Source organism: Prauserella oleivorans, assembly GCF_042685745.1.
GTDB classification, from domain to species: domain Bacteria; phylum Actinomycetota; class Actinomycetes; order Mycobacteriales; family Pseudonocardiaceae; genus Prauserella_A; species Prauserella_A oleivorans.
The window spans coordinates 330,573-352,044 of sequence record NZ_JBHUNT010000001.1 but is presented as its reverse complement, the minus strand read 5'-3'; the positions used below and the strand labels follow the sequence as shown (position 1 = coordinate 352,044).

Annotated in this window: 20 protein-coding genes and 1 pseudogene; 17 read left to right on the top strand and 4 right to left on the bottom strand. The window is 71.9% G+C overall.

Features of this window, described 5'->3' with window-relative positions; genetic code table 11:
* Window positions 1-59: 59 nt before the first annotated feature.
* A complete protein-coding gene (locus tag ACFSZT_RS01655; RefSeq protein WP_377387637.1) occupies window positions 60-1,136 on the bottom strand; it encodes a DUF5667 domain-containing protein in 1,077 nt (358 codons plus the stop codon).
* 76 nt (window positions 1,137-1,212) lie between these two features.
* Window positions 1,213-1,896 carry a sigma-70 family RNA polymerase sigma factor gene (locus ACFSZT_RS01650; RefSeq protein ID WP_377387634.1) on the bottom strand — a complete coding sequence of 228 codons (684 nt, stop codon included), beginning with the start codon at window positions 1,894-1,896 and terminating at the stop codon, window positions 1,213-1,215.
* Between the two features lie 190 nt (window positions 1,897-2,086).
* On the opposite strand from ACFSZT_RS01650, the gene ACFSZT_RS01645 reads away from it, so the two are divergent.
* From ACFSZT_RS01645 to ACFSZT_RS01615, 7 genes and pseudogenes are all read left to right on the top strand, one after another.
* On the top strand, window positions 2,087-3,592 hold the full coding sequence (locus tag ACFSZT_RS01645; protein WP_377387631.1) for an AMP-binding protein: 1,506 nt from the start codon (window positions 2,087-2,089) through the stop codon (window positions 3,590-3,592).
* 27 nt (window positions 3,593-3,619) lie between these two features.
* Window positions 3,620-3,856, top strand: a complete 237-nt coding sequence (locus ACFSZT_RS01640; protein ID WP_377387629.1) for a glutaredoxin family protein — start codon at window positions 3,620-3,622, stop codon at window positions 3,854-3,856.
* A 106-nt stretch (window positions 3,857-3,962) separates the two neighbouring features.
* Window positions 3,963-5,526 (top strand): annotated as a pseudogene (locus tag ACFSZT_RS01635) (molybdopterin-dependent oxidoreductase).
* Window positions 5,527-5,707: 181 nt separating this feature from the next.
* On the top strand, window positions 5,708-6,544 hold the full coding sequence (locus tag ACFSZT_RS01630; RefSeq protein WP_377387624.1) for a redox-sensing transcriptional repressor Rex: 837 nt from the start codon (window positions 5,708-5,710) through the stop codon (window positions 6,542-6,544).
* On the top strand, window positions 6,541-7,872 hold the full coding sequence (locus ACFSZT_RS01625; RefSeq protein ID WP_377387622.1) for a glutamyl-tRNA reductase: 1,332 nt from the start codon (window positions 6,541-6,543) through the stop codon (window positions 7,870-7,872). The genes ACFSZT_RS01630 and ACFSZT_RS01625 overlap by 4 nt, the downstream gene beginning before the upstream one ends.
* Complete coding sequence (gene hemC, locus ACFSZT_RS01620; protein ID WP_377387619.1) at window positions 7,865-8,851, top strand: hydroxymethylbilane synthase; 987 nt, start codon at window positions 7,865-7,867, stop codon at window positions 8,849-8,851. The genes ACFSZT_RS01625 and hemC overlap by 8 nt, the downstream gene beginning before the upstream one ends.
* Before the next feature lie 72 nt (window positions 8,852-8,923).
* Window positions 8,924-10,456, top strand: a complete 1,533-nt coding sequence (locus ACFSZT_RS01615) for a bifunctional uroporphyrinogen-III C-methyltransferase/uroporphyrinogen-III synthase (protein WP_377387616.1) — start codon at window positions 8,924-8,926, stop codon at window positions 10,454-10,456.
* Between the two features lie 55 nt (window positions 10,457-10,511).
* Here ACFSZT_RS01615 and ACFSZT_RS01610 read toward each other — a convergent pair whose 3' ends face one another.
* Together ACFSZT_RS01610 and ACFSZT_RS01605 are read right to left on the bottom strand one after the other, a co-directional pair.
* Window positions 10,512-11,630, bottom strand: a complete 1,119-nt coding sequence (locus ACFSZT_RS01610) for a M20 family metallopeptidase (protein ID WP_377387613.1) — start codon at window positions 11,628-11,630, stop codon at window positions 10,512-10,514.
* Window positions 11,627-12,637: a LacI family DNA-binding transcriptional regulator gene (locus tag ACFSZT_RS01605; RefSeq protein WP_377387610.1), complete on the bottom strand. Its 1,011-nt coding sequence runs from the start codon at window positions 12,635-12,637 to the stop codon at window positions 11,627-11,629. The genes ACFSZT_RS01610 and ACFSZT_RS01605 overlap by 4 nt, the downstream gene beginning before the upstream one ends.
* 325 nt (window positions 12,638-12,962) lie before the next feature.
* On the opposite strand from ACFSZT_RS01605, the gene hemB reads away from it, so the two are divergent.
* The 10 genes from hemB to ccsB all read left to right on the top strand — a co-directional run bounded on the left by hemB (window position 12,963) and on the right by ccsB (window position 21,458).
* Window positions 12,963-13,934 carry a porphobilinogen synthase gene (gene hemB / locus ACFSZT_RS01600; protein ID WP_377387607.1) on the top strand — a complete coding sequence of 324 codons (972 nt, stop codon included), beginning with the start codon at window positions 12,963-12,965 and terminating at the stop codon, window positions 13,932-13,934.
* A gap of 141 nt (window positions 13,935-14,075) precedes the next feature.
* Window positions 14,076-14,594, top strand: a complete 519-nt coding sequence (locus tag ACFSZT_RS01595) for a hypothetical protein (protein ID WP_377387604.1) — start codon at window positions 14,076-14,078, stop codon at window positions 14,592-14,594.
* The gene (locus ACFSZT_RS01590; protein ID WP_377387601.1) at window positions 14,591-15,082 is read left to right on the top strand and encodes a hypothetical protein; all 492 of its coding nucleotides are present in this window, start codon (window positions 14,591-14,593) and stop codon (window positions 15,080-15,082) included. Before ACFSZT_RS01595 ends, ACFSZT_RS01590 begins: the two co-directional genes overlap by 4 nt.
* Window positions 15,075-15,422 (top strand): hypothetical protein, encoded by a 348-nt coding sequence (locus ACFSZT_RS01585; RefSeq protein ID WP_377387598.1) that lies wholly within the window; start codon window positions 15,075-15,077, stop codon window positions 15,420-15,422. The genes ACFSZT_RS01590 and ACFSZT_RS01585 overlap by 8 nt, the downstream gene beginning before the upstream one ends.
* Window positions 15,423-15,446: 24 nt before the next feature.
* Window positions 15,447-16,766 carry a glutamate-1-semialdehyde 2,1-aminomutase gene (gene hemL, locus ACFSZT_RS01580; protein WP_377387595.1) on the top strand — a complete coding sequence of 440 codons (1,320 nt, stop codon included), beginning with the start codon at window positions 15,447-15,449 and terminating at the stop codon, window positions 16,764-16,766.
* Window positions 16,763-17,392: a histidine phosphatase family protein gene (locus ACFSZT_RS01575; RefSeq protein WP_377387592.1), complete on the top strand. Its 630-nt coding sequence runs from the start codon at window positions 16,763-16,765 to the stop codon at window positions 17,390-17,392. The genes hemL and ACFSZT_RS01575 overlap by 4 nt, the downstream gene beginning before the upstream one ends.
* A complete protein-coding gene (locus ACFSZT_RS01570) occupies window positions 17,389-17,961 on the top strand; it encodes a TlpA family protein disulfide reductase (protein WP_377387589.1) in 573 nt (190 codons plus the stop codon). The genes ACFSZT_RS01575 and ACFSZT_RS01570 overlap by 4 nt, the downstream gene beginning before the upstream one ends.
* A gap of 136 nt (window positions 17,962-18,097) precedes the next feature.
* Window positions 18,098-18,847, top strand: coding sequence for a cytochrome c biogenesis CcdA family protein (locus ACFSZT_RS01565; RefSeq protein ID WP_377387825.1), 750 nt, complete (start codon window positions 18,098-18,100; stop codon window positions 18,845-18,847).
* A complete protein-coding gene (resB, locus tag ACFSZT_RS01560) occupies window positions 18,844-20,451 on the top strand; it encodes a cytochrome c biogenesis protein ResB (protein ID WP_377387586.1) in 1,608 nt (535 codons plus the stop codon). Before ACFSZT_RS01565 ends, resB begins: the two co-directional genes overlap by 4 nt.
* Complete coding sequence (gene ccsB, locus ACFSZT_RS01555; RefSeq protein ID WP_377387584.1) at window positions 20,451-21,458, top strand: c-type cytochrome biogenesis protein CcsB; 1,008 nt, start codon at window positions 20,451-20,453, stop codon at window positions 21,456-21,458. The genes resB and ccsB overlap by 1 nt, the downstream gene beginning before the upstream one ends.
* The last annotated feature ends 14 nt before the right edge of the window (window positions 21,459-21,472 follow it).

The window sequence follows — 21,472 nt, the reverse complement described above, 5'->3', positions numbered from 1 at the left end:
TTTGAGTTCCACTCCGGTGCTGTGCACAGAGTAACCAGAATATCGTCGGCGGCGGAGAGCTATCCGTTGCTCACCCCGAGCAACCCCGGCAGCAGCGGCGGGAGGGTGAAGACCGGCGGTGACGGCGGGGTGCTGGGGCTCGGTAGCCGAGGGCTCGTGGGGGTCGGGAACGGCCCGGGAAGCGGTTCGGGCACCGGGACCGTCGTCGTGGTGGCGGGCGGACCGGTCGGGGTCGGCAGCGCGTCCGGCGGCCCGGGCGTCCGCGAGGAGGAGCCGGTGGCCGTGCTCGTCACGGCGTCCTCGACCGGCGGGGGCTCCGGTGGGGGAACGGGCGAGGCCGGAACGCTGCGCGTGGGCCGGCGCCGGAGGGTCTCCGGTGTGCCGCACGCGCCGGTGGCGGGCAGCGCGCCCAGCTCGTCGTACCGGCCGGAGGTGATGCGGTAGCACGCCATCCGGTCGGCCAGCGCCTCAGCCCGTGACTCGACGCGCATCAGCAGCGCCTTCGGTTCGGCGGCCTCGCCGGGCAGGACGCGGTGGATGGCGGCGATCCGGGTCGCCTGTGCCGTCGCCCAGGTGCGCAGGGGTCCGAGATGGTGGCCGTCGGAGGACGTGGCGAGCGCGGTGAGTTCGGTGACGGCGGTCCGGGTCTGTACGGCGAAGTCGGCGAACCCGACGGCGTAGGCCTCGCCGTCGAGGTGGCCACGCCGCATCAGCACGGTCAGCTCGTCGAGGCGGGCGGCGCCGTAGTCGAGCCGCTTGAGCGCCCGCGCCTCCTCGTCGAACGTCAGCCCCAGCACGACGCTCTCGCGGGCGCGTTTGACGTGGTACAGCGAGTCGCCGGGCAGCGCGTTCTCGGCCAGCAGGACCCCGAGCCCGGTCACGGCCAGCAGCAGCGCGATCGCGGCGGCGAGGACGGGAACCAGCCGACGCCGCTTGCGCGGCTCTGGGCCGGGGCGGGTGCGCTCGGCGATGCGGCCGCGGGTCTCGGGGTCGAGCGGAACCTCCTCGCCGAGCCTGCGCAGTGCCGCGACCACGGCCAGTTCCTCGCTGAACTCCGGATCGTGCCCGGCGTCGACGGCGCGCGCGAAGCGATCGTGCTCCCGCCGTTGCCCACGCGACCACGGAGGCCTGACCATCCGCCGCCTCCCGGCCCTTGTCGCCGCCGAATCCTTCGCCGGGACAACGATCGCGCAGGCAGCGCGGTTACGGCCCTCAGCGCAGGCCGGTGGGCAGCAGCTTCGCGAGCCTGCGCACGGCCCGGTGCTGCAGTGCCTTGACGGCGCCCTCGTTGCGCTCCATGATTCGCGCGGTCTCGGCGACCGAGAAGCCCTGGATGAACCGCAGGATGATGCATTCCCGCTGGTCGTCGCCGAGGTCGGCGATGCAGCGCAGCAGCTCGTCGTTGGTGTTCTTGCTGATGACCTGCTGCTCGGGCCCGGGCGCGCCGTGCCCGGTGCCGTTGCCGAGTGGCACCGCTCCGGAGTCGGTGACCTCGTCGGTGACGATCTCCAGCCGGAACCGGCTCGACTTGACGTGGTCGAGCACCAGGTTGCGGGCGATGGTGGTGAACCAGGCGCCGACGTCCCGGCCCTGGTAGGAGATGGACGTGATCCGCCGCAGGGCGCGCAGGAACGTCTCGCTGGTGACGTCCTCGGCGAGGTGCCGGTCGCCGACCCGCAGGAGCACGTAGCGGTAGACGCCGTCGACATAGCGGTCGTAGAGCCGGCCGAAGGCGGCCGTGTCGCCGCGCTGCGCGGCGCGCACGAGTTCCCAGTTCTCGGCCGTGGCGGCGTCGGCTTCGGACACACTGTCGTGCCGGTGCGCGCGGGCCGCACTGTCGACGCTCCGGAGCCGCACAGGTGCGGGACCAGCCGCAACAGCGATCGGCAAGCTCATCGTGTTGCACCTCCTCCGGGCCCGTTCCCGGACTCCGCGTGATCATCGCCACTACGTCGCCTGACGGAGCATACGCGTTGTTACCGCAAAGTAGGTAGTGGTGTCCGGGTTGCGAAAAGGAGACGGGGTGAATTCCTGGCTGTGACGGAGTAGAGCTGCTGGCACACTGGCGGAGTGAGAGGGGCCTGCTGTGACCGGTGACGTCGGCAACGTCGCGGACCTCGTCGCGAGGGCCGCCCGGGAGCACCCTGCGGTCCCCGGGCTCGTCGACACCATCGCCGACACGGTGTTGAGCTGGGCGGATGTCGACAATGCGGTGAACTCGTTCGCGCATCGCCTGCTGGCGCTCGGGCTCAACCCCGGCGACCGCGTGGCCCTGCGGCTGCCCACCTCGACGGCGTTCGCGGTGGGTTTCTTCGCCGTCGCCCGGGCGGGCGGGATCGCGGTGCCACTGTCTCCTACGGCTCCGGACGCCGAGCTTCGTGAGTTGCTCACTGACAGCGGGGCGAAGCTACTGATCAGCGGGGACGGTAGGGAACTCGCAGATACTGTGACGTTGGTCACACCAGAGATCGACGTCGGCCAGGCGCAGGCGGTGCCGTGTCGGAGCCAGCACGAGGACATCGCGGCCATCTTCTACACCTCGGGTACGACCGGGCCGACGCGCGGCGTGATGCTCTCCCACCGGGCCCTGCTGGCCAACGTCGAGCAGGTGCGGTCCGTGCGGCCCACGATCGCCGAGCACGGCGACCGCCTCTTCATCGCGATCCCGCTGCACCACATCTACGGCCTCGGGCCCGGCCTGCTCGCCACGACGGCGGCCGGTGCGACCGCGGTCCTGTCCCAGCGGTTCGACGCCCGCAAGGCCCTGCGCACCTGCCTCGACGAGCGGGTCACCGTCATCGTCGGCGTGCCCGCGATGTACACCGAGTTCGCAGCTCTGCCCGCCGACGAGGTCGGCGAGGCGCTCTCGACGGTCCGGCTGCTCGTGTCCGGGGCCGCGCCGCTGCACCCGAGGGTGCTCGCCGCCATCCGCGCGGCCACCGGGTTGGCGGTGTTCGAGGGCTACGGCCTCACCGAGGCCGCCCCCGTCGTCACCTCCACGCTGGTCACCGGCTACGCCAAGCCCGGATCGGCCGGCCGTCCGCTGCCCGGGATCGAGCTGCGGCTCGTGGACAGCGACGGCGCGCCCGGGCCCGCACCGCTCGACCCGGCCGACCCCGACGACGCCTTCCCGGACGACATCGGGCTCACCGGACTGGTCGCCATCCGCGGGCCGAACCTGTTCAGCGGGTACTGGCCCGACCGGGCACACGGCCCCGACGACGAGGGGTGGTACCGCACCGGGGACGTCGGCTACCTCGACGTGGACGGCGACCTGCACCTCGTGGACCGCGCGAACGACCTCATCATCGTCAACGGGTTCAACGTCTACCCCCGCGAGGTCGAGGACGTGATCATGACCTTGCCCGGGGTCGCCGAGGTGGCCGTGGCCGGCGTCCTGGACGAGCGCAGCGGCGAGGCGGTGAAGGCCTACGTACGGCCCGCGCCCGGCGCGGCGCTGTCCGAGCAGCAGGTGATCGCTGTCTGCGAGGCCGGGCTCGCGCGCTACAAGGTGCCGACCAGGGTGGAGTTCACCGACGAGCTGCCGCACTCCGCCGTCGGCAAGCTGCGCCGCGTCCGCCTGCGTGGCTGAGCGCGTCCGCCGGGCAAGATGGAAGCCATGCACCAGGTGACCGTGATGACCCGGGCCGGCTGCCACCTGTGCGAGGTGGCCGAGGCCGAGATCGCCCGCATCTGTGGCGAACTCGGCGTGCCGTGGTCCACCGCCGACGTCGACTCCGACCCGGACTGGCAGGCCGAGTACGGCGACCGCGTGCCCGTGTTTCTCGTCGACGGCGCCGAGCACGGGTACTGGAGGGTCGAGGAGGACCGCCTGCGCTCGGCGCTGACCGCGTGACCGACGGCCGGCCGTGCACGTGACCACCGGCGGGCCGGGCCGGTCGTGAGGCACTCGTGACCGGCTGCGGGTCCCGTCGGGCCGCCGCGCGTTCCACGATGGGGGCATGACCGAGCGGGCGCGCCTCTCCGCACCACACGCGGTGGTCACCGGCGTGGTGGCGCTCGCGGCCGCCCTGGCGGCAGGACACGTCGTGGCCGCATTCGTGGGGCGGAGCGCGTCGCCGTACCTCGCGGTGGGCAGCGCCGTGGTCGAGCTGACGCCCGCGTGGCTCGAGGACTGGGCGGTGCGGACGTTCGGCACCGCCGACAAGGTCGTTCTGCTGGGCGGGATGGCCGTGGTGCTCCTGCTGCTGGCCGTCGTGGCGGGCGTGCTGTCGCGGCGTGGGCCCGGGCCGGGGACCGCACTCATCGGCGGGCTCGGCGTGCTGGGCGGGGTGGCGGTGTTCACCCGGGCCGATGTCGGTCAGCTCGCGCTGCTGGCACCGCTCGCGAGCTTGGTCGCGGGGATCGGCACGTTCCGGTTCCTGCACGCCCGCGCACTCCGCGAGACCACCGAGAATCCCGACAACCCCGAGAACATCGGCGGGCGGCCGGCGCCCGGGCGCAGGCGGTTCCTGCTCGGCGCGGGAGGGGTCGCCGCAGGGGCCGGGGTGCTCGGGCTCGGCGGGCAGCTGTTGGGCGTCAGTCGTGACGCGGCGTCCTCGCGCGCTGCCGTGCCGCCCCTGCGGCCTGTCCGCCCGGCACCGCCCGTGCCACCGGACGCCGACTTCGCCAAGCTCGGCACACCGACGTTTCTCACCCCGAACACGGACTTCTACCGCATCGACACCGCCTTGGTGGTACCGCAGGTGCGGGCCGATGGCTGGACGCTGCGCCTGCACGGCATGGTCGAGCGCGAGCTGGAGCTCTCCTACGACGACGTGCGTGCCCGCCGGCTCGTCGAGCGCACGATCACCCTGTGCTGCGTGTCCAACGAGGTCGGCGGGCCGCTCATCTCCACCGCGAACTTCATCGGCGTCGATCTCGGCGAGCTGCTCCGGGAGGCGGGGGTGCGGCCGGGGGGCCGAGCAGCTGTTCTCCACCAGCGCCGACGGCTGGACCTGCGGCACGCCGCTGGCCGTCGTGCTGGACCGCGATCGCGGCGCGCTGCTCGCACTCGGCATGAACGGCGAGCCGCTGCCGCTCGAACACGGCTTCCCGGCCCGGCTCGTCGTCCCGGGCCTGTACGGCTACGTGTCCGCGACGAAGTGGGTCACCGACCTCGAGGTGACCACCTGGGAGGCCCGCCGCGCCTACTGGTTCGAACGCGACTGGGCACGCGAGGCGCCGGTGAAGACGCAGTCCCGCATCGACCGGCCGGTGGCGTTCGGCACTCTGCTCGCGGGCCGCGTGGTCGCCGCGGGCATCGCGTGGGCCCAGCACACGGGGATCGCCAAGGTCGAGGCACGGCTGGACTCCGGGCCGTGGCGCGAGGCCGAGCTGTCCACTGTGGTCACCGACGACGCGTGGCGGATGTGGCAGATCGCACTCGACGTGCCCCGGCCCGGCAACCACCGGCTGACCTGCCGCGCCACCGACCGGTCGGGCTACACGCAGACACCGCTGCGCTCGCCCGTGCTGCCCGACGGCGCCACGGGATGGCACGAGATCACCTTCACCACGACGTGAAAGTGCTGACAGGCCGTCAGAAACGCCGGAATGTGGCGCGGGTCAAGTCCGTCACCAGCCGCTTTGTGCACGCGTTCACAAATGAACTACCGTAATGCCACCGAGCGGCGCCGGTATCGAACACGGTCGCGCGCCCACGGTCAAGGGTTTACCTCTCGATTTCGGTGACAGGAGAGCCAGCGTGGTGGCACAGCGGGGCCGGCGCAACGGAGCCGCCGCGCACAAGCGCACCGGCTCCCGGCGCGGGCCCGACGCCGACAACGCCCCCACCGCTGAGCTGCCCGCCGTCACCGAGAACGGCGCCGACCCGGAGGCGCGCGTCAAGGCGATCCCGGAGGCCGCCGTCGCGCGAATGGCGGTCTACCTGCGGATTCTCTCCGCGATGGCCGAGCAGGGCGGCACCACGGTGTCCAGCGAGGAGCTCTCCGCGGCGGCCGGCGTGAACTCCGCCAAGCTGCGCAAGGACCTGTCCTACATCGGTTCCTACGGCACGCGTGGCGTCGGCTACGAGGTGCAGGTGCTCATCGGCCAGATCGAGCGCACGCTCGGGCTCACCCGCCAGCACCGCGTCGCCGTGGTGGGAATCGGTAACCTCGGACATGCGTTGGCTAATTACGGTGGCTTTCCCGGTCGGGGCTTTCCGGTCGAGGCGCTTTTCGACATCGATCCGGATCTGATCGGGGTGCCGGTGGGTGGCGTACCCGTCTCACACCTCGACGACATTCCCGTCGTGTGTGCGGAGCGCCAGATCTCCATCGGAGTGATCGCGACGCCGCCTGCCGCAGCTCAAACGGTGTGTGACCGGCTCGTCGCCGGCGGGGTGCAGTGCATCCTGAACTTCGCGCCGGTGGTGCTGCAGGTACCGGAACATGTCGAGGTACGAAAGGTCGACCTGGCGGTGGAACTGCAGATCTTGTCCTTTCATGTGGCGCGAAGGGCGGACAACAAGGTGAACGGCCAGGTGGTCGAGGATCCGATCCCGGGAGCAGCGGATGAGGGCGTGGTGATGCCGTCATGAGCATCCTCGCTCTCGGGCTGTCCCACCGGACGGCCGATCTCACGACGCTGGAGCGGGTGTCCGTGCCCGCGGCCGAGCTGCCCAAGGTGCTGCACGAGCTGCAGCAGGCCGAGCACATCTCCGAGGTCATGCTGCTCTCGACATGCAACCGCATCGAGGCCTACGCGGTCGTCGAGACCTTCCACGGCGGGCTCGCCGACATCTCCGAGGTGCTCGCCCGCCAGGCGGGCATGGAGCCGGGTGAGCTCTACGACAACTTCTACGTGCACTACGCGGGCGCGGCGGTGGAGCACGTGTTCTCCGTCGCCTCCGGGCTCGACTCGATGGTGGTCGGCGAGACGCAGATCCTGGGCCAGGTGCGTGCCGCCTACGCGACCGCGCGCGAGGCGGGCACCGTCGGGCGCGTCCTGCACGAGCTGATCCAGACGACACTGCGCGTCGGCAAGCGTGTGCACACCGAGACCGGGCTCGACGCGCTCGGCGCGTCCGTCGTCTCCGCGGCGCTGTCCGCGGCGGGTGAGCTCGAGGGCAAGCACGCGCTCGTGGTCGGCGCCGGGTCGATGGGTGCGCTCGCGGCGTCGCAGCTGCGCAAGGCCGGCATCGGCGGCATCACCGTGGCCAACCGCACGTTCGCCAACGCCGAACGCCTCGCGGCGTCCGTCGCCGAGCAGGGCGTGCCCGCCAGTGCTATGCCGCTCGACCGGCTGGCCGACGCTGTCGCCGATGCCGACGTGGCCGTGGTCTGCACGGGCGCGAAGGACGCCGTGCTCGACACCGACCACGTGCGGCCGCGCCCGGACGCCCCGCTCGTGGTGTGCGACCTCGGACTGCCGAGGGACGTCGACCCGGGTGTCGGCGAGCTTCCCGGCGTGACACTGGTTGACCTCGACACCGTGCGCCGCCGCATGAAGGAGTCCGGTAGCGGCACCTCGGAGAAGCAGACCGCCAAGGCCTCGGGCATCATCCTCGACGAGGTCCGCGCCTACCTCGCGGGCCAGCGCAGTGCCGCCGTCACACCGACCGTGACAGCCCTGCGCAAGCGCGCCGCCGAGGTCGTCGACGCCGAGTTGCTCCGGCTCGACCGGAGGCTGCCCGGCCTTGAACCCGACGTCCGCGAGGAGCTGGGCCGCACGGTCCGGCGGGTCGTGGACAAACTCCTGCACGCGCCGACGGTGCGGGTGAAGCAACTCGCCGCCGAGACGAACGACACGGACTACGCGACCGCGCTGCGCGAGCTGTTCGAGCTCGACCCGCAGGCGCCGACGATCGTATCCAGCCCCTCGGCAGGCTCCAAGCACGACCAGATCGACGGTGACAAGCGTGGCTGACACTCCCTCCGCCCGCCCGGCAGCTCCCGACGGGGCGGCCGCGGGGCGCACCATCCGCATCGGCACGCGCGGCAGCAAGCTGGCCGTCGCGCAGACCGGCACCATCGCCAAGATGCTCACCGACGCCGGGTGCGACGTCGAGATCGTCACGGTCTCCACGCCCGGCGACCGCTCGAGCGCGCCCATCGCCGAGATCGGCGTGGGCGTGTTCACCTCGGCACTGCGCGAGGCGTTGCTGGACAAGCGGGTCGACGTGGCCGTGCACTCGTACAAGGACCTGCCGACCGCGCCGGAGCCGGGCATCGTGCTGGCAGCCGTGCCGCCGCGGGAAGACCCCCGGGACGCGCTCATCGCGCGCGACGGCCTGACGCTGGGCGAACTGCCGCCCGGTTCGGTCGTCGGCACCGGCTCGCCGCGGCGGATCGCGCAGCTGCGCGCGCTGGGGCTCGGTTTGCGTGTGGTGCCGATTCGCGGCAACATCGACACCCGCATCGGCAAGGTGACGTCCGGCGAGCTGGACGCCGTCGTGCTCGCGCGAGCGGGCCTTTCCCGGGTCGGTCGTGTCGACGAGATCACCGAGACACTCGACCCGCTCCAGATGCTGCCTGCTCCCGCGCAGGGAGCGCTGGCGGTCGAGACCCGCGTCGACGACGTGGACACCGAACACCTGCTTCAGTCCATCGTGGACGACGAAGCGACCAGGGTCGCCGTGACGGCCGAGCGGGCCATGCTGGCCGCGCTCGAGGCCGGTTGCAGCGCCCCCGTCGGCGCATTGGCCGACGTCGTGGAAGACCTGGACAGCGAGGGGTCGGTGATCGAACGCCTTTCGCTGCGCGGGATCGCCGCCACCGGGGTCGAAGGCGACTCCGTCCAGATTCTCCGGGCGTCTGCCGTGGCCGAGATGCACGAAGCGGACAAGCTTGGCCGCGCACTGGCCGCCGAGTTGCTCGACCTCGGTGCCGGCGCCTTGTCGCGCTGACGAAGAAGCACGAGAAGAACGAACTCGGCCGTCGTGTGCCCTGGCGGCCGACCAAGAGGAGAGACGAAGTAGATGACCCGCGCACGCAAGACCACGGGGCGTGTCGCCTTCGTGGGCTCGGGCCCCGGTGACGCCGGACTGCTCACGGTCCGCGCCCAGGAGCTGCTCGCGAAGGCCGACCTTGTGGTGACGGACCCGGATGTGCCGTCCGGCGCGCTGGCCTACGCCGGGCCCGAGGCGGAGGTCCGCCCGGCGGTCGGCGAGCCCGGCGACGTCGCCAAGGACCTGACCGCGGAGGCGAAGGCGGGCAGGCTCGTGCTGCGGCTCGTGGCCGGTGACCCCCTCACACAGCCGGCCGTGGTGGCCGAGGTGCAGGCCGTGTCGCGGACCAGTGCCGTATTCGACATCGTGCCCGGCGTGTCGCCCGGGGTGGCCGTTCCGGCCTATGCCGGCGTGGCGCTCGGCGGCGCTCACACCGAGGTGGACGTGCGCTCCGAGGTCGACTGGGCCGGCCTCGCCCACACCCCCGGCACGATCGTGCTGCACGCCACGTCGAGCCACCTCGCCGAGGCGGCCTCCGAGCTCGTCGAGAATGGCATGGCGGCGCAGACCCCGGTCGCGGTGACGTCCAACGGCACCATCAACACCCAGCGCACGGTGGAGACCACCCTCGCGTCGCTGAGCGCCGACGCGGGCGAGCTCGCCGGCTCCCTGGTCGTGACCATCGGCTCGGCCGTCGGCAACCGGCAGAAGCTGTCATGGTGGGAGTCGCGCGCGCTGTACGGCTGGAAGGTGCTCGTGCCGCGCACCAAGGAGCAGGCGGGCGACATGGCCGAGCGGCTGCGCAGCCACGGCGCCTCCTCGCACGAGGTGCCCACCATCTCGGTGGAGCCGCCGCGCAGCCCGGCGCAGATGGAGCGCGCGGTCAAGGGGCTCGTCGACGGGCGCTACCAGTGGATCGTGTTCACCTCGACCAACGCCGTGCGTGCCGTGTGGGAGAAGTTCACCGAGTTCGGCCTGGACGCGCGGGCGTTCTCGGGCGTGAAGATCGCCTGCGTCGGCGAGTCGACCGCGGCGAAGGTGCGGTCGTTCGGCATCATCCCGGAGCTCGTGCCGTCCGGTGAGCAGTCGAGCGAGGGCCTGCTCGCGGAGTTCCCGCCGTACGACGACGTGCTCGACCCGGTGGACCGCGTGCTCCTGCCGCGCGCCGACATCGCCACCGAGACACTGTCGGCCGGGCTCAAGGACCGCGGCTGGGAGATCGACGACGTGACGGCGTACCGCACCGTGCGGGCCGCGCCGCCACCCGCCGAGACCCGCGAGATGATCAAGACCGGTGGTTTCGACGCGGTCTGCTTCACCTCGTCGTCGACCGTCCGGAACCTGGTCGGCATCGCGGGCAAGCCGCACGCGCGCACGCTCGTCGCGTGCATCGGGCCGAAGACGGCGGAGACGGCGACGGAGTTCGGCCTGCGCGTCGACGTCCAGCCCGAGCAGCCGAACGTGATCGAGCTCGTGGACGCGCTCGCGGCGCACGCCGCCAAGCTGCGGGCCGAGGGCGCCCTGCCGCCGCCTCGCAAGGCCAAGCGCACGCGCCGCTCCTGACATCGGCGCCGGGGCCACCGTCACCGCGATGCGGTGGGGGTGGCCCTTGTGCTGTTCAGAGCCCGCACCAGGCGACGCAGACGCGTTCGAGGATGGCCACCGACTCGGCCAGCTTGCGCAGCGATACCCACTCGTCGGTGACGTGGGCCTGCTCGGCCTCGCCGGGCCCGCAGATGACCGTCGGGACGCCGCCGAGTGCGGGGGTGAGCACGGAGGCGTCGGTGAAGTAGCTGGCGGCCCGCGGCTCGCTGTCCTGGCTTCCCGTGATCTCGCGGGCGATCTCGGCCACCGACGCCGCCCACTCGTCGGCCGGGTCCGTCCACACGGGAGGCAGGTCGACCAGCGGCGACAGCCGGACCTCGTCGCCCACCCGCTCGGCCAGGCTCGCCAGCACGCTGCCGTGGTCCTGGCCGGCGACGGTGCGGATGTCGATGGTCGCCTCGGCGCTGTCGGGCACCGAGTTCGTGTTGAGCCCGCCGTGGAAGGTGCCGACGTTGAGCGTCGGCGCGCCCATCACCGCGTGCGGCTCGGCGTCGAACGCGTACGTCTCCAGTCTGCCGACCGCGCGGGCGAGCTTGTACACGGCGTTGTCGCCGAGATGCGGCATCGAGCCGTGCGCGGTGACCCCGCCGGCCAGCGCCGACAACCACAGGGCGCCCTTGTGGCCGTGCAGGACGGCGTTGCCGGTCGGCTCGGTGATCACAAGCGGGCCGGCCGGGCGGCCGCGCAGGCGGTCGGCGGCCGCGCGGGCGCCGGCCGAGCCGGTCTCCTCGGCCGCGGTGAGCACCAGCCGGAGCCCCGCGCGGCGCGGCCGGGTGGCGGCCAGTTTGGACGCCGCCGCGACGATCGCGGCAACGCCGCCCTTCATGTCGCTCGTGCCCCGGCCGTACAGCCGGTCGCCGTCCGGCTCGGCGCGGAACGGGTCGTGCTGCCACGGCGCCCCACCCAGCGGCACGGTGTCGACGTGGCCGGAGAGGCACAACGGCGGTGTGTCGAGACCGGTGTGCCAGTCGGCGACCAGGGTGCCGCGGCCGGGCTCGTGCTCGATGATCTCCACGGTGAAGCCCGCGTTCTCCAGCCGGGGTGCCACCACGGCGAGGGCGTCGCTCTCGCCGTGCCCGATGGTGTCGACCGCGACCAGTTCCCGTGTCAGGCTCAGCACGTCCAGGCTCATCGCTCCTCCGGTGTGGTGTCCGGCCGGTCCGGCGTCGACTCCCGCACCTGCAGGGTAGGCGTCACGGCGACGCGGCGGGCGGCTCCGCGCCCGGCGGGTTCGAGCAGCAGCCGCACGCACTCGCCGGCCATCACGTCCCAGCGCTGGCTGACGGTGGTGAGGGGCGGGTCGGAGATCGCGGCGAAGCTGATGTCGTCGAAACCGGTGACGGCGACGTCGCCGGGCACCGACACGCCCGCGCGCCGCAGCCCGCGCAGCATGCCGAGGGCGATCGCGTCGTTGCCGCACACGACGGCGTCCACCCGCGTGAGGTCGATCCGCTCCGCCGCGTCGAGGCCCCACGCCACCTCGAAGCTGCCGAGCAGCGGCGGCTGGGCGAGAGAGAGGCCGTGGTCGTCCAGCGTGGTGGTGATCGCGGAGAGCCGGGCGTGTGCCGAGTAGTTGGTGAGCTGCGAGCTGACGAACGCGAGCCGCCGCCTGCCCGTGGCCACCAGGTGATCGACGACTTGCGCGAACCCGGCCGCGTCGTCCACGCCGACCCAGTCGGTGAGCGAGCCCTCGACCCGGCGGTCCACCTGGATGATCGGGATCCGGCCGACGAGGTCGGCGACGGCAGGCGCACTGGCCGTGAAGTCGTATGGGCTGATGATGATCCCGTCCACCTGGCGTTCCACGAGGGCACGCAGCCGCCTGGCCTCGACCTCGACGTCCCGCTGGGAGTCGCAGAGGAACAACTCGAGCGATTCGGCCTGCAGGCGGCGTTCGACCGCCTCGACGAGCGCGGGGAAGAACGGGTTCGAGATCTGCGGGACGAGCATGCCGATGGTGTTCGAGCGGTGGGTGCGCAGCGCTCGCGCGACCGCGTTGTAGCGGTAGCCCAGCTCCTCGGCCGCCGCGAGCACTTTCCTGGCCGACTCCGGTTGCACCGATCGCGAGCGGGACAGCACCCGGGAGACGGTCGACGTCGACACCCCCGCGAGCTTCGCGACGTCGTGGATCGTGGCCATGACCCTCCGTGGGTTGAGTGAGGTGATCCGCGGCAATCGTCGTCCGGGCATGCTACGTGTCCACCCACCCGGACGCCAGGTCTTTCGGGAGCGGAAAACGGTTGTGGTTGAGCGGAAAACGTTGTCCGGAACCGTCTGTTGAGGACGGTTCCCGGGCCACCTGCGGGGGTCCGTGCTGGACGGTGAGGCGCCCACGGCCGCGCGTTCACACACCGCTGCGCGGCCGAGCGCGTGCACTGTGCAGGCGAGCGTGCCGGGGCCTGCCCGGCCTCGGCGGCCCGGGCGTGGTGACCGGAACGGCGCCGGGCGGAGTACCGTCGAGAGCGTGTTTCCCGAGCATCGGCCCCGGAGGTTGCGGGGCACGCCCGCGCTGCGCCGGCTGGTCAGTGAGACCACGCTGCGGCCGCGCCAGTTGATCCTGCCCATGTTCGTCGCCGAGGGCGCTGAGTCGCCGCGCCCGATCTCCAGCATGCCCGGCGTCGTCCAGCACACCCGGGACTCGCTGCGCAAGGCGGCGGTCGAGGCCGTGCGCGCCGGTGTGGGCGGGCTGATGATCTTCGGCGTGCCGAAGGTGCACGACGCCATCGGCTCCGGCGCCACCGATGAGAACGGTGTGCTCAACGTCGCTCTCCGCGACCTGCGCTCCGAGCTCGGCGACGACACCGTGATCATGGCCGACACGTGCCTCGACGAGTTCACCGACCACGGCCACTGTGGCGTGCTGGACAGCGCGGGCCGCGTCGACAACGACGCCACCCTGGAGCGCTACGCCGAGATGGCGCTCGCCCAGGCGCGTGCGGGCGCGCACATGCTCGGGCCCAGCGGCATGATGGACGGCCAGGTCGGCGTCATCCGGCGAGCGCTCGACGACGCCGGGTTCACCGACGTGGGCATCCTCGCCTACTCCGCCAAGTACGCGAGCGCGTTCTACGGCCCGTTCCGCGAGGCCGTGGACTCCCAGCTCACGGGCGACCGCAAGACCTACCAGCAGGATCCGGGCAACGCGCGCGAGGCGCTGCACGAGATCGAGCTCGACCTCGCCGAGGGCGCCGACGCGATCATGGTGAAGCCCGCGTTGTCCTATCTGGACGTCATCAAGGCCGCCGCCGAGATGTCGCCGGTGCCGGTCGCGGCGTACAACATCTCCGGCGAACACGCGATGGTGGAGGCCGCCGCCGCCAACGGCTGGCTCGACCGGCAACGCACGATTCTCGAGGTGCTCACGTCGATCCGCCGCGCGGGCGCCGACATGGTCCTCACCTACTGGGCCACCGAGGCCGCCGGCTGGCTCGACTGAGCCTCGCCGTGTCTGCCGTCCAGGTAGCCGTGTCGGTCGCTTGCGTCGCCGTGTCTGCCGTCTGCGTCGCCGTGTCGCACCTCGCCGGTGACGGCCGGACGGTCTGCCCGGGGCGGGTCGCGAGCGGTTAGAGTCCGTCAGATGAGCGATGCAGACGAAACGGACGACCAGCGACGCGCCCGGGGCCTGCCGCCCGCGCCCAGCCTGCCCGGAGACGAACGCCCGAAGGTGAACCCGCCGACGCCGGTCAAGGTCTCGTTCGCGCTGTTTCTGGTGGCCGGTCTCGTCCTCATCGCCGGCTTCGGCCTGACGCTCACGGCCAAGCAGGAGATCATCGACACGCTCGTCGAGATGAACAACGACGAGCGCATCACCACCGACCAGATCGCCTCCGGCACCACCACGCTGCTGTGGACGCTGTTCGTGGGCGCCGTCGTGTTCGCGGTCCTCTTCGCGCTCTTCGCCTACAAGGCCCGCGAGGGCACCCGCTCGGCGCGCACCGTGCTCACCGTGCTCGCGGTGGTCCTGCTGCTGTTCCAGTTGCTGCTGTTCTCGAACCTGGTGACGCTCGCGGCGGCGTTCCTCGCCCTGGTGGCCACGGCCCTGCTGTACCTGCCGACCGTGCAGGACTATTACCCGAAGGTGCCGAAGTCGCTGTGACCGCCGACCCGACCCGCGAGCCGGACACCGACCCGGCCGCCGAGCTCTACGCGGAGCCGGGCGCGCCGCGCTGGCCGATGCTGTTCGGCCCGCTGATCGCCGCGGCCGGGCTGCTGGTCGAGCTGGCCATCGGGGACCGCCCGCACACGCTCATGTGGATCATCACCGGCGTCGGGCTGCTCTGGCTCAACGCCGTGTGGGTGTACGCGCGGCGCCGGTTCCTCCGCGTCCGCGTCACCGGCACCCACCTGACTCAGGGTCAGGAGCACCTGAAGATCGCCGACATCGCCGCCGTGTCCGATGGCGCCCCGAAGCCGGGCACCCGCGTGCTGGGCGGCGGGCTCACGGTGCCGCGACGGTACGAGGCCGTGCCGCTGACACTGACCGACGGCAGCCACGTCGTCGCCTGGGCCGGTGACGCAGGCGCACTCCGCGAGGCGCTGGCGCAGGCGAGGAAACAGCGCGTGAGAAACTCGCGCCGTGAGTGAGGTCGTTCTGCCCGTGACGTCCGGACAGCCGAACGCGCGGCTGCACCAGCCGTGGCGGCTGGCGGTCGCGGCCGTCGAGCTGCTGGTGGCCGGGCTCGCCGGGTGGGGTGCCGTGCTCAGCTGGGGCGCCGCCGTCCGTACGGTCACCGTACGGCTCGACGACGGCACCGAGCTGGTGTCGCGCGTCTACGCGGGTGATCGCATCGGCATCGCCGTCGGGCTGGCCGCCGTCGGCGGGGTGCTCGTGCTCGACGCGGTCCGCCAGCTGATGCTCGGCGTGCGCGCCCGGCGGCGCAGGTACCGCACGTCACGCCAGGAAGGCCGGGCTGACGAGGCCTGACGGGCTTTTGCGAGACTGGCAGCCGTGACAGGCGCAAGCAGCACTGAGCAGTCCAGGTCCTGGTTCGAACGGGCCACGGCGGCCACGCCGGGCGGCGTCAACTCGCCGGTGCGGGCGTTCGCCGCGGTCGGCGGCGACCCGCGGTTCATGGTGCGCGGCGAGGGTCCGTACCTGTGGGATGTCGACGGCAACCGTTATGTCGACCTCGTGTCGTCGTGGGGACCGATGATCCTCGGTCACGCGCACCCGGCCGTCGTCAAGGCTGCCCGCGACGCCGCATCGGCCGGCCTGTCGTTCGGCACGCCGACGATCGGCGAGGTCGAGCTGTCCGAGGAGATCATCCGCCGCGTCGAGCCGGTCGAGCAGGTGCGCCTGGTCAACTCCGGCACCGAGGCGACGATGAGCGCGATCCGGCTGGCCCGCGGGTTCACCGGTCGCAGCAAGATCGTCAAGTTCGCCGGCTGCTACCACGGCCATGTCGACGCGCTGCTCGCCCAAGCCGGATCCGGCATCGCCACGCTCGGCCTGCCCACCTCGCCCGGCGTCACCGGGGCGCAGGCCGCCGACACGATCGTCGTGCCGTACAACGACGTCGACGCGGTACGCCAGGCGTTCGCCGAGAACCCCGACTCGATCGCCGCGATCATCACCGAGGCCGCCGCGGGCAACATGGGCGCCGTCCCGCCCGCGCAGGGCTTCAACGCCCAGCTGCGGGAGATCGCGCACGCCCACGGCGCGCTGCTCATCATCGACGAGGTCATGACGGGCTTCCGGGTCTCGGCCGCGGGCTGGTACGGCCTGGAAGGCGTGCCGGGCGACCTCTACACGTTCGGCAAGGTGATGTCCGGTGGGCTGCCCGCGGCCGCGTTCGGCGGGCGCGCCGACGTCATGGCGAAGCTCGCGCCGAGCGGCCCCGTCTACCAGGCGGGCACGCTGTCCGGGAACCCCGTCGCCGTCGCCGCGGGCCTGGCCACCCTGCGGGCCGCGGACGACGACGTCTACCGCGCCCTCGACGCCAACGCCCGCAGGCTCGGCACCCTGTTCGACGACGCGCTGACCGAGGCGGGCGTCGCGCATACCGTCTCCTACGCGGGCAACCTGGTGAGCGTCTTCTTCGGCGAGACCCGGCCGCGCAACTACGCCGAGGTCGCGGCGACGCAGACGTGGCGGTTCGCCCCGTTCTTCCACGCGCTGCTGGACGCAGGCGTCTACGGGCCGCCGAGTGCTTTCGAGGCATGGTTCGTCAACGCGGCGATGGATGACGCGGCGTTCGAGGTGATCGAGTCGGCGGTCGGGCCTGCGGCTCGCGCGGCGGCCGCGGCCACCGAGCCGGAGCGGCCATGACGCGGACGATCGTCCACCTGCTTCGCCACGGCGAGGTGCACAACCCCACGGGTGTGCTCTATGGCCGCATGCCCGGCTTCAGCCTCTCCGAGCGGGGCAAGCAGCAGGCGCTGACCGTCGCCGAGGCGCTGGCGGGGCACGGCCTGGTGCACGTGGTGGCCTCACCGCTCGAGCGGGCGCAGGAGACGGCGGCGCCGATCGCCGCGGCCCACCGGCTGGACGTGGCCACCGACGAACGGCTCATCGAGGCCGCCAACCAGTTCGAAGGCCTGCACGTGAGCGTCGGCGACGGTGCCCTGCGGCAGCCTCGGCACTGGAGCAAGCTGCGCAACCCCGTGCTGCCGTCGTGGGGCGAACCGTATATCGACATCGCCCGCCGGATGCTGGGCGCGGTGTACCGGGCGCGCGCGGTCGCCGAGGGCTACGAGGCGCTGTGCGTGTCCCACCAGCTGCCGATCTGGACGGTGCGCCGGTTCCTCGAAGGCAAGCGGCTCTGGCACGACCCGCGCAGGCGGCAGTGCTCGCTCGCGTCGCTGACCAGCCTGGTGTTCGACGGCGAGGCGCTCACCGAGATCGTCTACAGCGAACCGGCCGGCCACACCGATCCGACGGTGACCGGCGCATGACCGCCCGCCGTCTGTTCGCCGCCGTCCTGGGAGCCGTGCTGCTGCTGATGGCGGGCTGCTCGTCGCCCGGGGGCAGCTCGTTCAACTTCGTGGCACCCGGCGGCCAGACCGACATCCGGTACGAGGGTGCCGAGCGGCAGCCGCTGCCGGAGCTGGCCGGCGAGGACCTCTTCGACCAGGACAAGCGGATCGCCGTTTCCGACTATCGCGGCAAGGTCGTGGTGGTCAACATCTGGGGCCAGTGGTGCGGACCGTGCCGCACCGAGGCGCCCGAGATGCAGAAGGTTCAGGACCGGATGCGCGATCAGGGCGTGCAGGTGCTCGGCGTGGACGTGCGGGACTTCGACCGGGCCGCGCCGCAGGACTTCATGCGTAACCGCGGCCTGACGTACCCGTCGATCTACGACCCGTCCGGGCGGTCGCTGCTGCAACTGACCGGGTACCCGCGCAACGTGGTGCCGTCGACGATCGTGGTGGACAGGCAGGGCCGCGTGGCGGCGGTGTACCTGCGGGAGCTGCTCGCCGAGGACCTCCTCCCGGTGGTGCGTGAGCTCGCCGCTGAGCGCTGACGCGCGTCGGGTCCGCGGGCGCACCGGCGCCCCGATCCAGTGACCTGGGCCGCATCGGCGCAGGTGACGGGGCCCAGCGGACTTCACAGGAAACCCATTCCTTACGCTGAGGGTCGTGAATGCGACCGAGCTGGCGATGTCCGGCCCGCTGCTGCTCGCCGCGGTGGTGGCCCTGCTCGCCGGCACCGTGTCGTTCGCGTCGCCGTGTGTCGTGCCGCTGGTTCCGGGCTATCTGGCCTACCTCGCCGCGCTGGTCGGCGCGGACGCTCCCGCGGTCCGCGCGGACGAGACCCCCAAGCAGGGCCGCCGGGCCGTCGTCGGCGCCGCCGCGTTGTTCGTGCTGGGCTTCACGGTCGTCTTCACCGCCGGAGTCGGCAGCCTGGTGTGGCTGGCCGACGCGATCGCCGTCAACATGGAGGCCCTGCAACGCATCGGCGGCGTGCTCACCATCGCGATGGCGCTGGTGTTCCTCGGGTTGATCCCCGGCTTGCAGAAGGACCTCCGCTCCCACCACGTGCCGCGGGCCGGGCTGTGGGGCGCGCCGCTGCTGGGCGCGGTGTTCGGCCTCGGCTGGACGCCGTGCATCGGGCCGACGCTGTCGGGTGTGCTCGCCATCGCCACCGCCAGCGGCGGCACGGGCGCCCGCGGGTTCCTGCTGGTGCTCGTCTACTGCATCGGCCTCGGCGTGCCGTTCCTGCTCATCGCGGCGGGTGCCCGGTGGGCGGTCAGCGCCACCGACTGGTTACGTCGCAACGGCCGCCGCGTCCAGCTCTTCGGTGGCGGGCTGCTGCTCGTGGTCGGGATCCTGCTCGTCACCGGGATGTGGGGCGAGCTGGTGGGCTGGCTGCGGGACGCATTCATCACCGACACGAGGCTGCCGCTGTGACCAGCACCCTGAGCCCCGAGCGCGAGCAGTACCGCCCGACGCCCACGCGCCGTGCGCTGGCGTTCGTGCGCAACACCTGGCGCGGGCTGACGTCGATGCGCACCGCCCTGGTGCTGTTGTTCCTGCTCGCGCTCGCCGCTCTGCCCGGTGCCCTGCTGCCGCAGCGTTCGATCAACGAGGCCGAGACGCGGGCCTACATCGAGCGCAACGGCTGGTGGGGCGAGCTGCTGGACCGGATGCAGTTCTTCGACGTCTACTCGAGCGTCTGGTTCTCGGCGATCTACCTGCTGCTGATGGTGTCGATCGTCGGCTGCCTGGTGCCGCGCACCGCCGACTACGTGCGTTCGATGCGGGCGAAGCCGGTGCTCACGCCGCGCAACCTCGCCCGCATGCCGCACCACGCGCGCGCCGAGGTGCCCGGGGACGTCGACGAGGTGCTCGCGGCCGCGAAGCGCCGGCTGCGTGGCTGGCGGCTGACCGAGCGCGAGGAGGCCGACGGCGTTCGCAGCCTCAGCGCCGAGCGCGGCTACGCGCGTGAGGCGGGCAACCTGGCGTTCCACTTCGGCATGCTCGGCGTGATCGCCACGTTCGCGCTCGGCGCCCTGTACTCCTACGAGGGCCAGGTCATCGTGCTGGCCGACGGCTCGGAGTTCTGCAACTCCGGCATCTACAACTACGACTCCTTCGAGCCCGGGCTGCGGGTCGACGGCACCGAACTGAACCCGTTCTGCGTGCGTGTCAACGACTTCCACGCCACGTTCGCCCCGAACGGCCAGCCCCTGGCCTACGAGGCCGACATCGACTACCAGGCGGGGGAGAGTCTCGAGGCCGGTACGTGGCAGCCGTACCAGCTGGCCGTCAACGAGCCGCTGCGCACCGCGGGCGACCGGCTCTACCTGCTCGGCCACGGCTACGCGCCGACGTTCACGGTCACCTTCCCGGACGGCACCAGCCGGACGCAGACGATCCAGTGGCGGCCGGTCGACCAGACGACGTGGCTGTCGGAGGGCGCGACGAAGTTCGAACAGCCGGGCATCACCGACCCCGTGCAGCGCCGGAAGAGCCAGCTCGCGGTCACCGGGCTGTTCGCGCCGACGGCCGTGCTGCACGGGAACATCCTGAGCTCCTCGAATCCGCAGCTCAACGATCCCGCGGTGGCGGTGGACATCATGCGCGGCGACCTCGGTGTCGACTCCGGGCGCGGGCAGTCGATTTTCGAGATCGATCAGTCCATGGTCGACTCCGGCCGGTTACAGAAGGTCGCGCGCGAGAACCTGCGCCTCGGTGAGTCGTTGACGCTGGACGACGGCACGCGCGTGCGGTTCGACGGGGTCGAGCGGTTCGTGTCGTTGCAGGTGTCGCACGACCCGACGCAGAACTGGGTGCTGGGCTTCGCGATCGTGATGTTCGTCGGCCTCGGCGGGTCGCTGTTCATCAAGCGGCGCCGACTGTGGGTGCGCGTCGCCCCTGCCGGTACCGGCGTTGACCAACGACTTACCGTAGTAGAAGTGGGCGGGCTCGCCCGCACCGATCAAGCCGGGTACGGCGAGGAGTTCACCCGGATCGCGGACGACCTCCTCGGCCGGAACAGAAAGGCATCCTGATGCCGGTGAACGAGACGCTGTCGCAGTACAGCGACTGGTCCTACACGACGGCCGTGGCCATCTACGTGCTGGCCATGGTGTTCTTCCTCGTCGAGCAGTCGTTCGGCCGCAAGGGCAGGCAGGCCGCCGAGCGGACCCGCACCCGCGAGCTCGTCGGTGCCGGCGGGCCTACCGCAACGGCGGACACGGCTACCGCAACGGCGGACACGGCTACCGGAACGGCCGACACGCCGGCGGGGCGGGCTCCGCGGACCAAGGCCGAGCGGATCGGCCGGATGGGCGTGGCGCTGACCGTCCTCGGTGTGCTGCTGCACGCCGCGGCGCTGGTCCTGCGCGGGCTGGCGACCAGCCGCGTGCCGTGGGGCAACATGTACGAGTACGTGATGATCACGTGCCTCGTCGCCGTGATCGCGTGGCTCGTGGTGCTGCGGAAGGCCCCGGCGCGGCACCTCTCGATGTTCGTGCTGCTGCCCGTCGTGATCCTCATGTTCATCGGCGGCACCTGGTTGTACGCGGTCGCGGCGCCGCTGCAGCCCGCGCTGCAGTCGTACTGGCTGGTCATCCACGTCTCGGCGGCCGCGGCGTCGTCCGGTGTGTTCCTGGTGCCGGGCGTGGCGAGCATCCTGTACCTGATCAAGTCGCGCAACGAGAAGCGCCCGGAGAAGTTCGCCCGGTTCGCCGGGAAGCTACCGTCGCTGGAGGTGCTCGACCGCATCGCCTACCGCACCACCGTGTTCGCCTTCCCGGTGTTCACCTTCGGCGTGCTGTGCGGCGCGGTGTGGGCCGAGGCCGCGTGGGGCCGGTTCTGGGGCTGGGACCCGAAGGAGACCGTGGCGTTCGTGGCGTGGATCATCTACGCCGCGTACCTGCACTCCCGTGCCACCGCGGGCTGGCGCGGCAACCGCGCGGCGATCATCAACGTCGTCGGGTTCGCGGCCACGGTGTTCAACCTGTTCTTCGTCAACCTCGTGACCACGGGTCTTCACTCGTATGCCGGAGTGGGCTGACGGAACGCGGCCCC

Excerpts from the sequence above, each read along its gene's own strand:
- ccsB (WP_377387584.1), top strand. The coding sequence starts at position 20,451 with ATGCCGGTGAACGAGACGCTGTCGCAGTACAGCGACTGGTCCTACACG.
- ACFSZT_RS01595 (WP_377387604.1), top strand. The coding sequence starts at position 14,076 with ATGAGCGATGCAGACGAAACGGACGACCAGCGACGCGCCCGGGGCCTG.
- ACFSZT_RS01650 (WP_377387634.1), bottom strand. The coding sequence starts at position 1,896 with ATGAGCTTGCCGATCGCTGTTGCGGCTGGTCCCGCACCTGTGCGGCTC.
- ACFSZT_RS01575 (WP_377387592.1), top strand. The coding sequence starts at position 16,763 with ATGACGCGGACGATCGTCCACCTGCTTCGCCACGGCGAGGTGCACAAC.
- ACFSZT_RS01625 (WP_377387622.1), top strand. The coding sequence starts at position 6,541 with ATGAGCATCCTCGCTCTCGGGCTGTCCCACCGGACGGCCGATCTCACG.
- ACFSZT_RS01615 (WP_377387616.1), top strand. The coding sequence starts at position 8,924 with ATGACCCGCGCACGCAAGACCACGGGGCGTGTCGCCTTCGTGGGCTCG.
- ACFSZT_RS01565 (WP_377387825.1), top strand. The coding sequence starts at position 18,098 with ATGTCCGGCCCGCTGCTGCTCGCCGCGGTGGTGGCCCTGCTCGCCGGC.
- ACFSZT_RS01655 (WP_377387637.1), bottom strand. The coding sequence starts at position 1,136 with ATGGTCAGGCCTCCGTGGTCGCGTGGGCAACGGCGGGAGCACGATCGC.
- ACFSZT_RS01640 (WP_377387629.1), top strand. The coding sequence starts at position 3,620 with ATGCACCAGGTGACCGTGATGACCCGGGCCGGCTGCCACCTGTGCGAG.
- ACFSZT_RS01605 (WP_377387610.1), bottom strand. The coding sequence starts at position 12,637 with ATGGCCACGATCCACGACGTCGCGAAGCTCGCGGGGGTGTCGACGTCG.
- ACFSZT_RS01610 (WP_377387613.1), bottom strand. The coding sequence starts at position 11,630 with ATGAGCCTGGACGTGCTGAGCCTGACACGGGAACTGGTCGCGGTCGAC.
- ACFSZT_RS01570 (WP_377387589.1), top strand. The coding sequence starts at position 17,389 with ATGACCGCCCGCCGTCTGTTCGCCGCCGTCCTGGGAGCCGTGCTGCTG.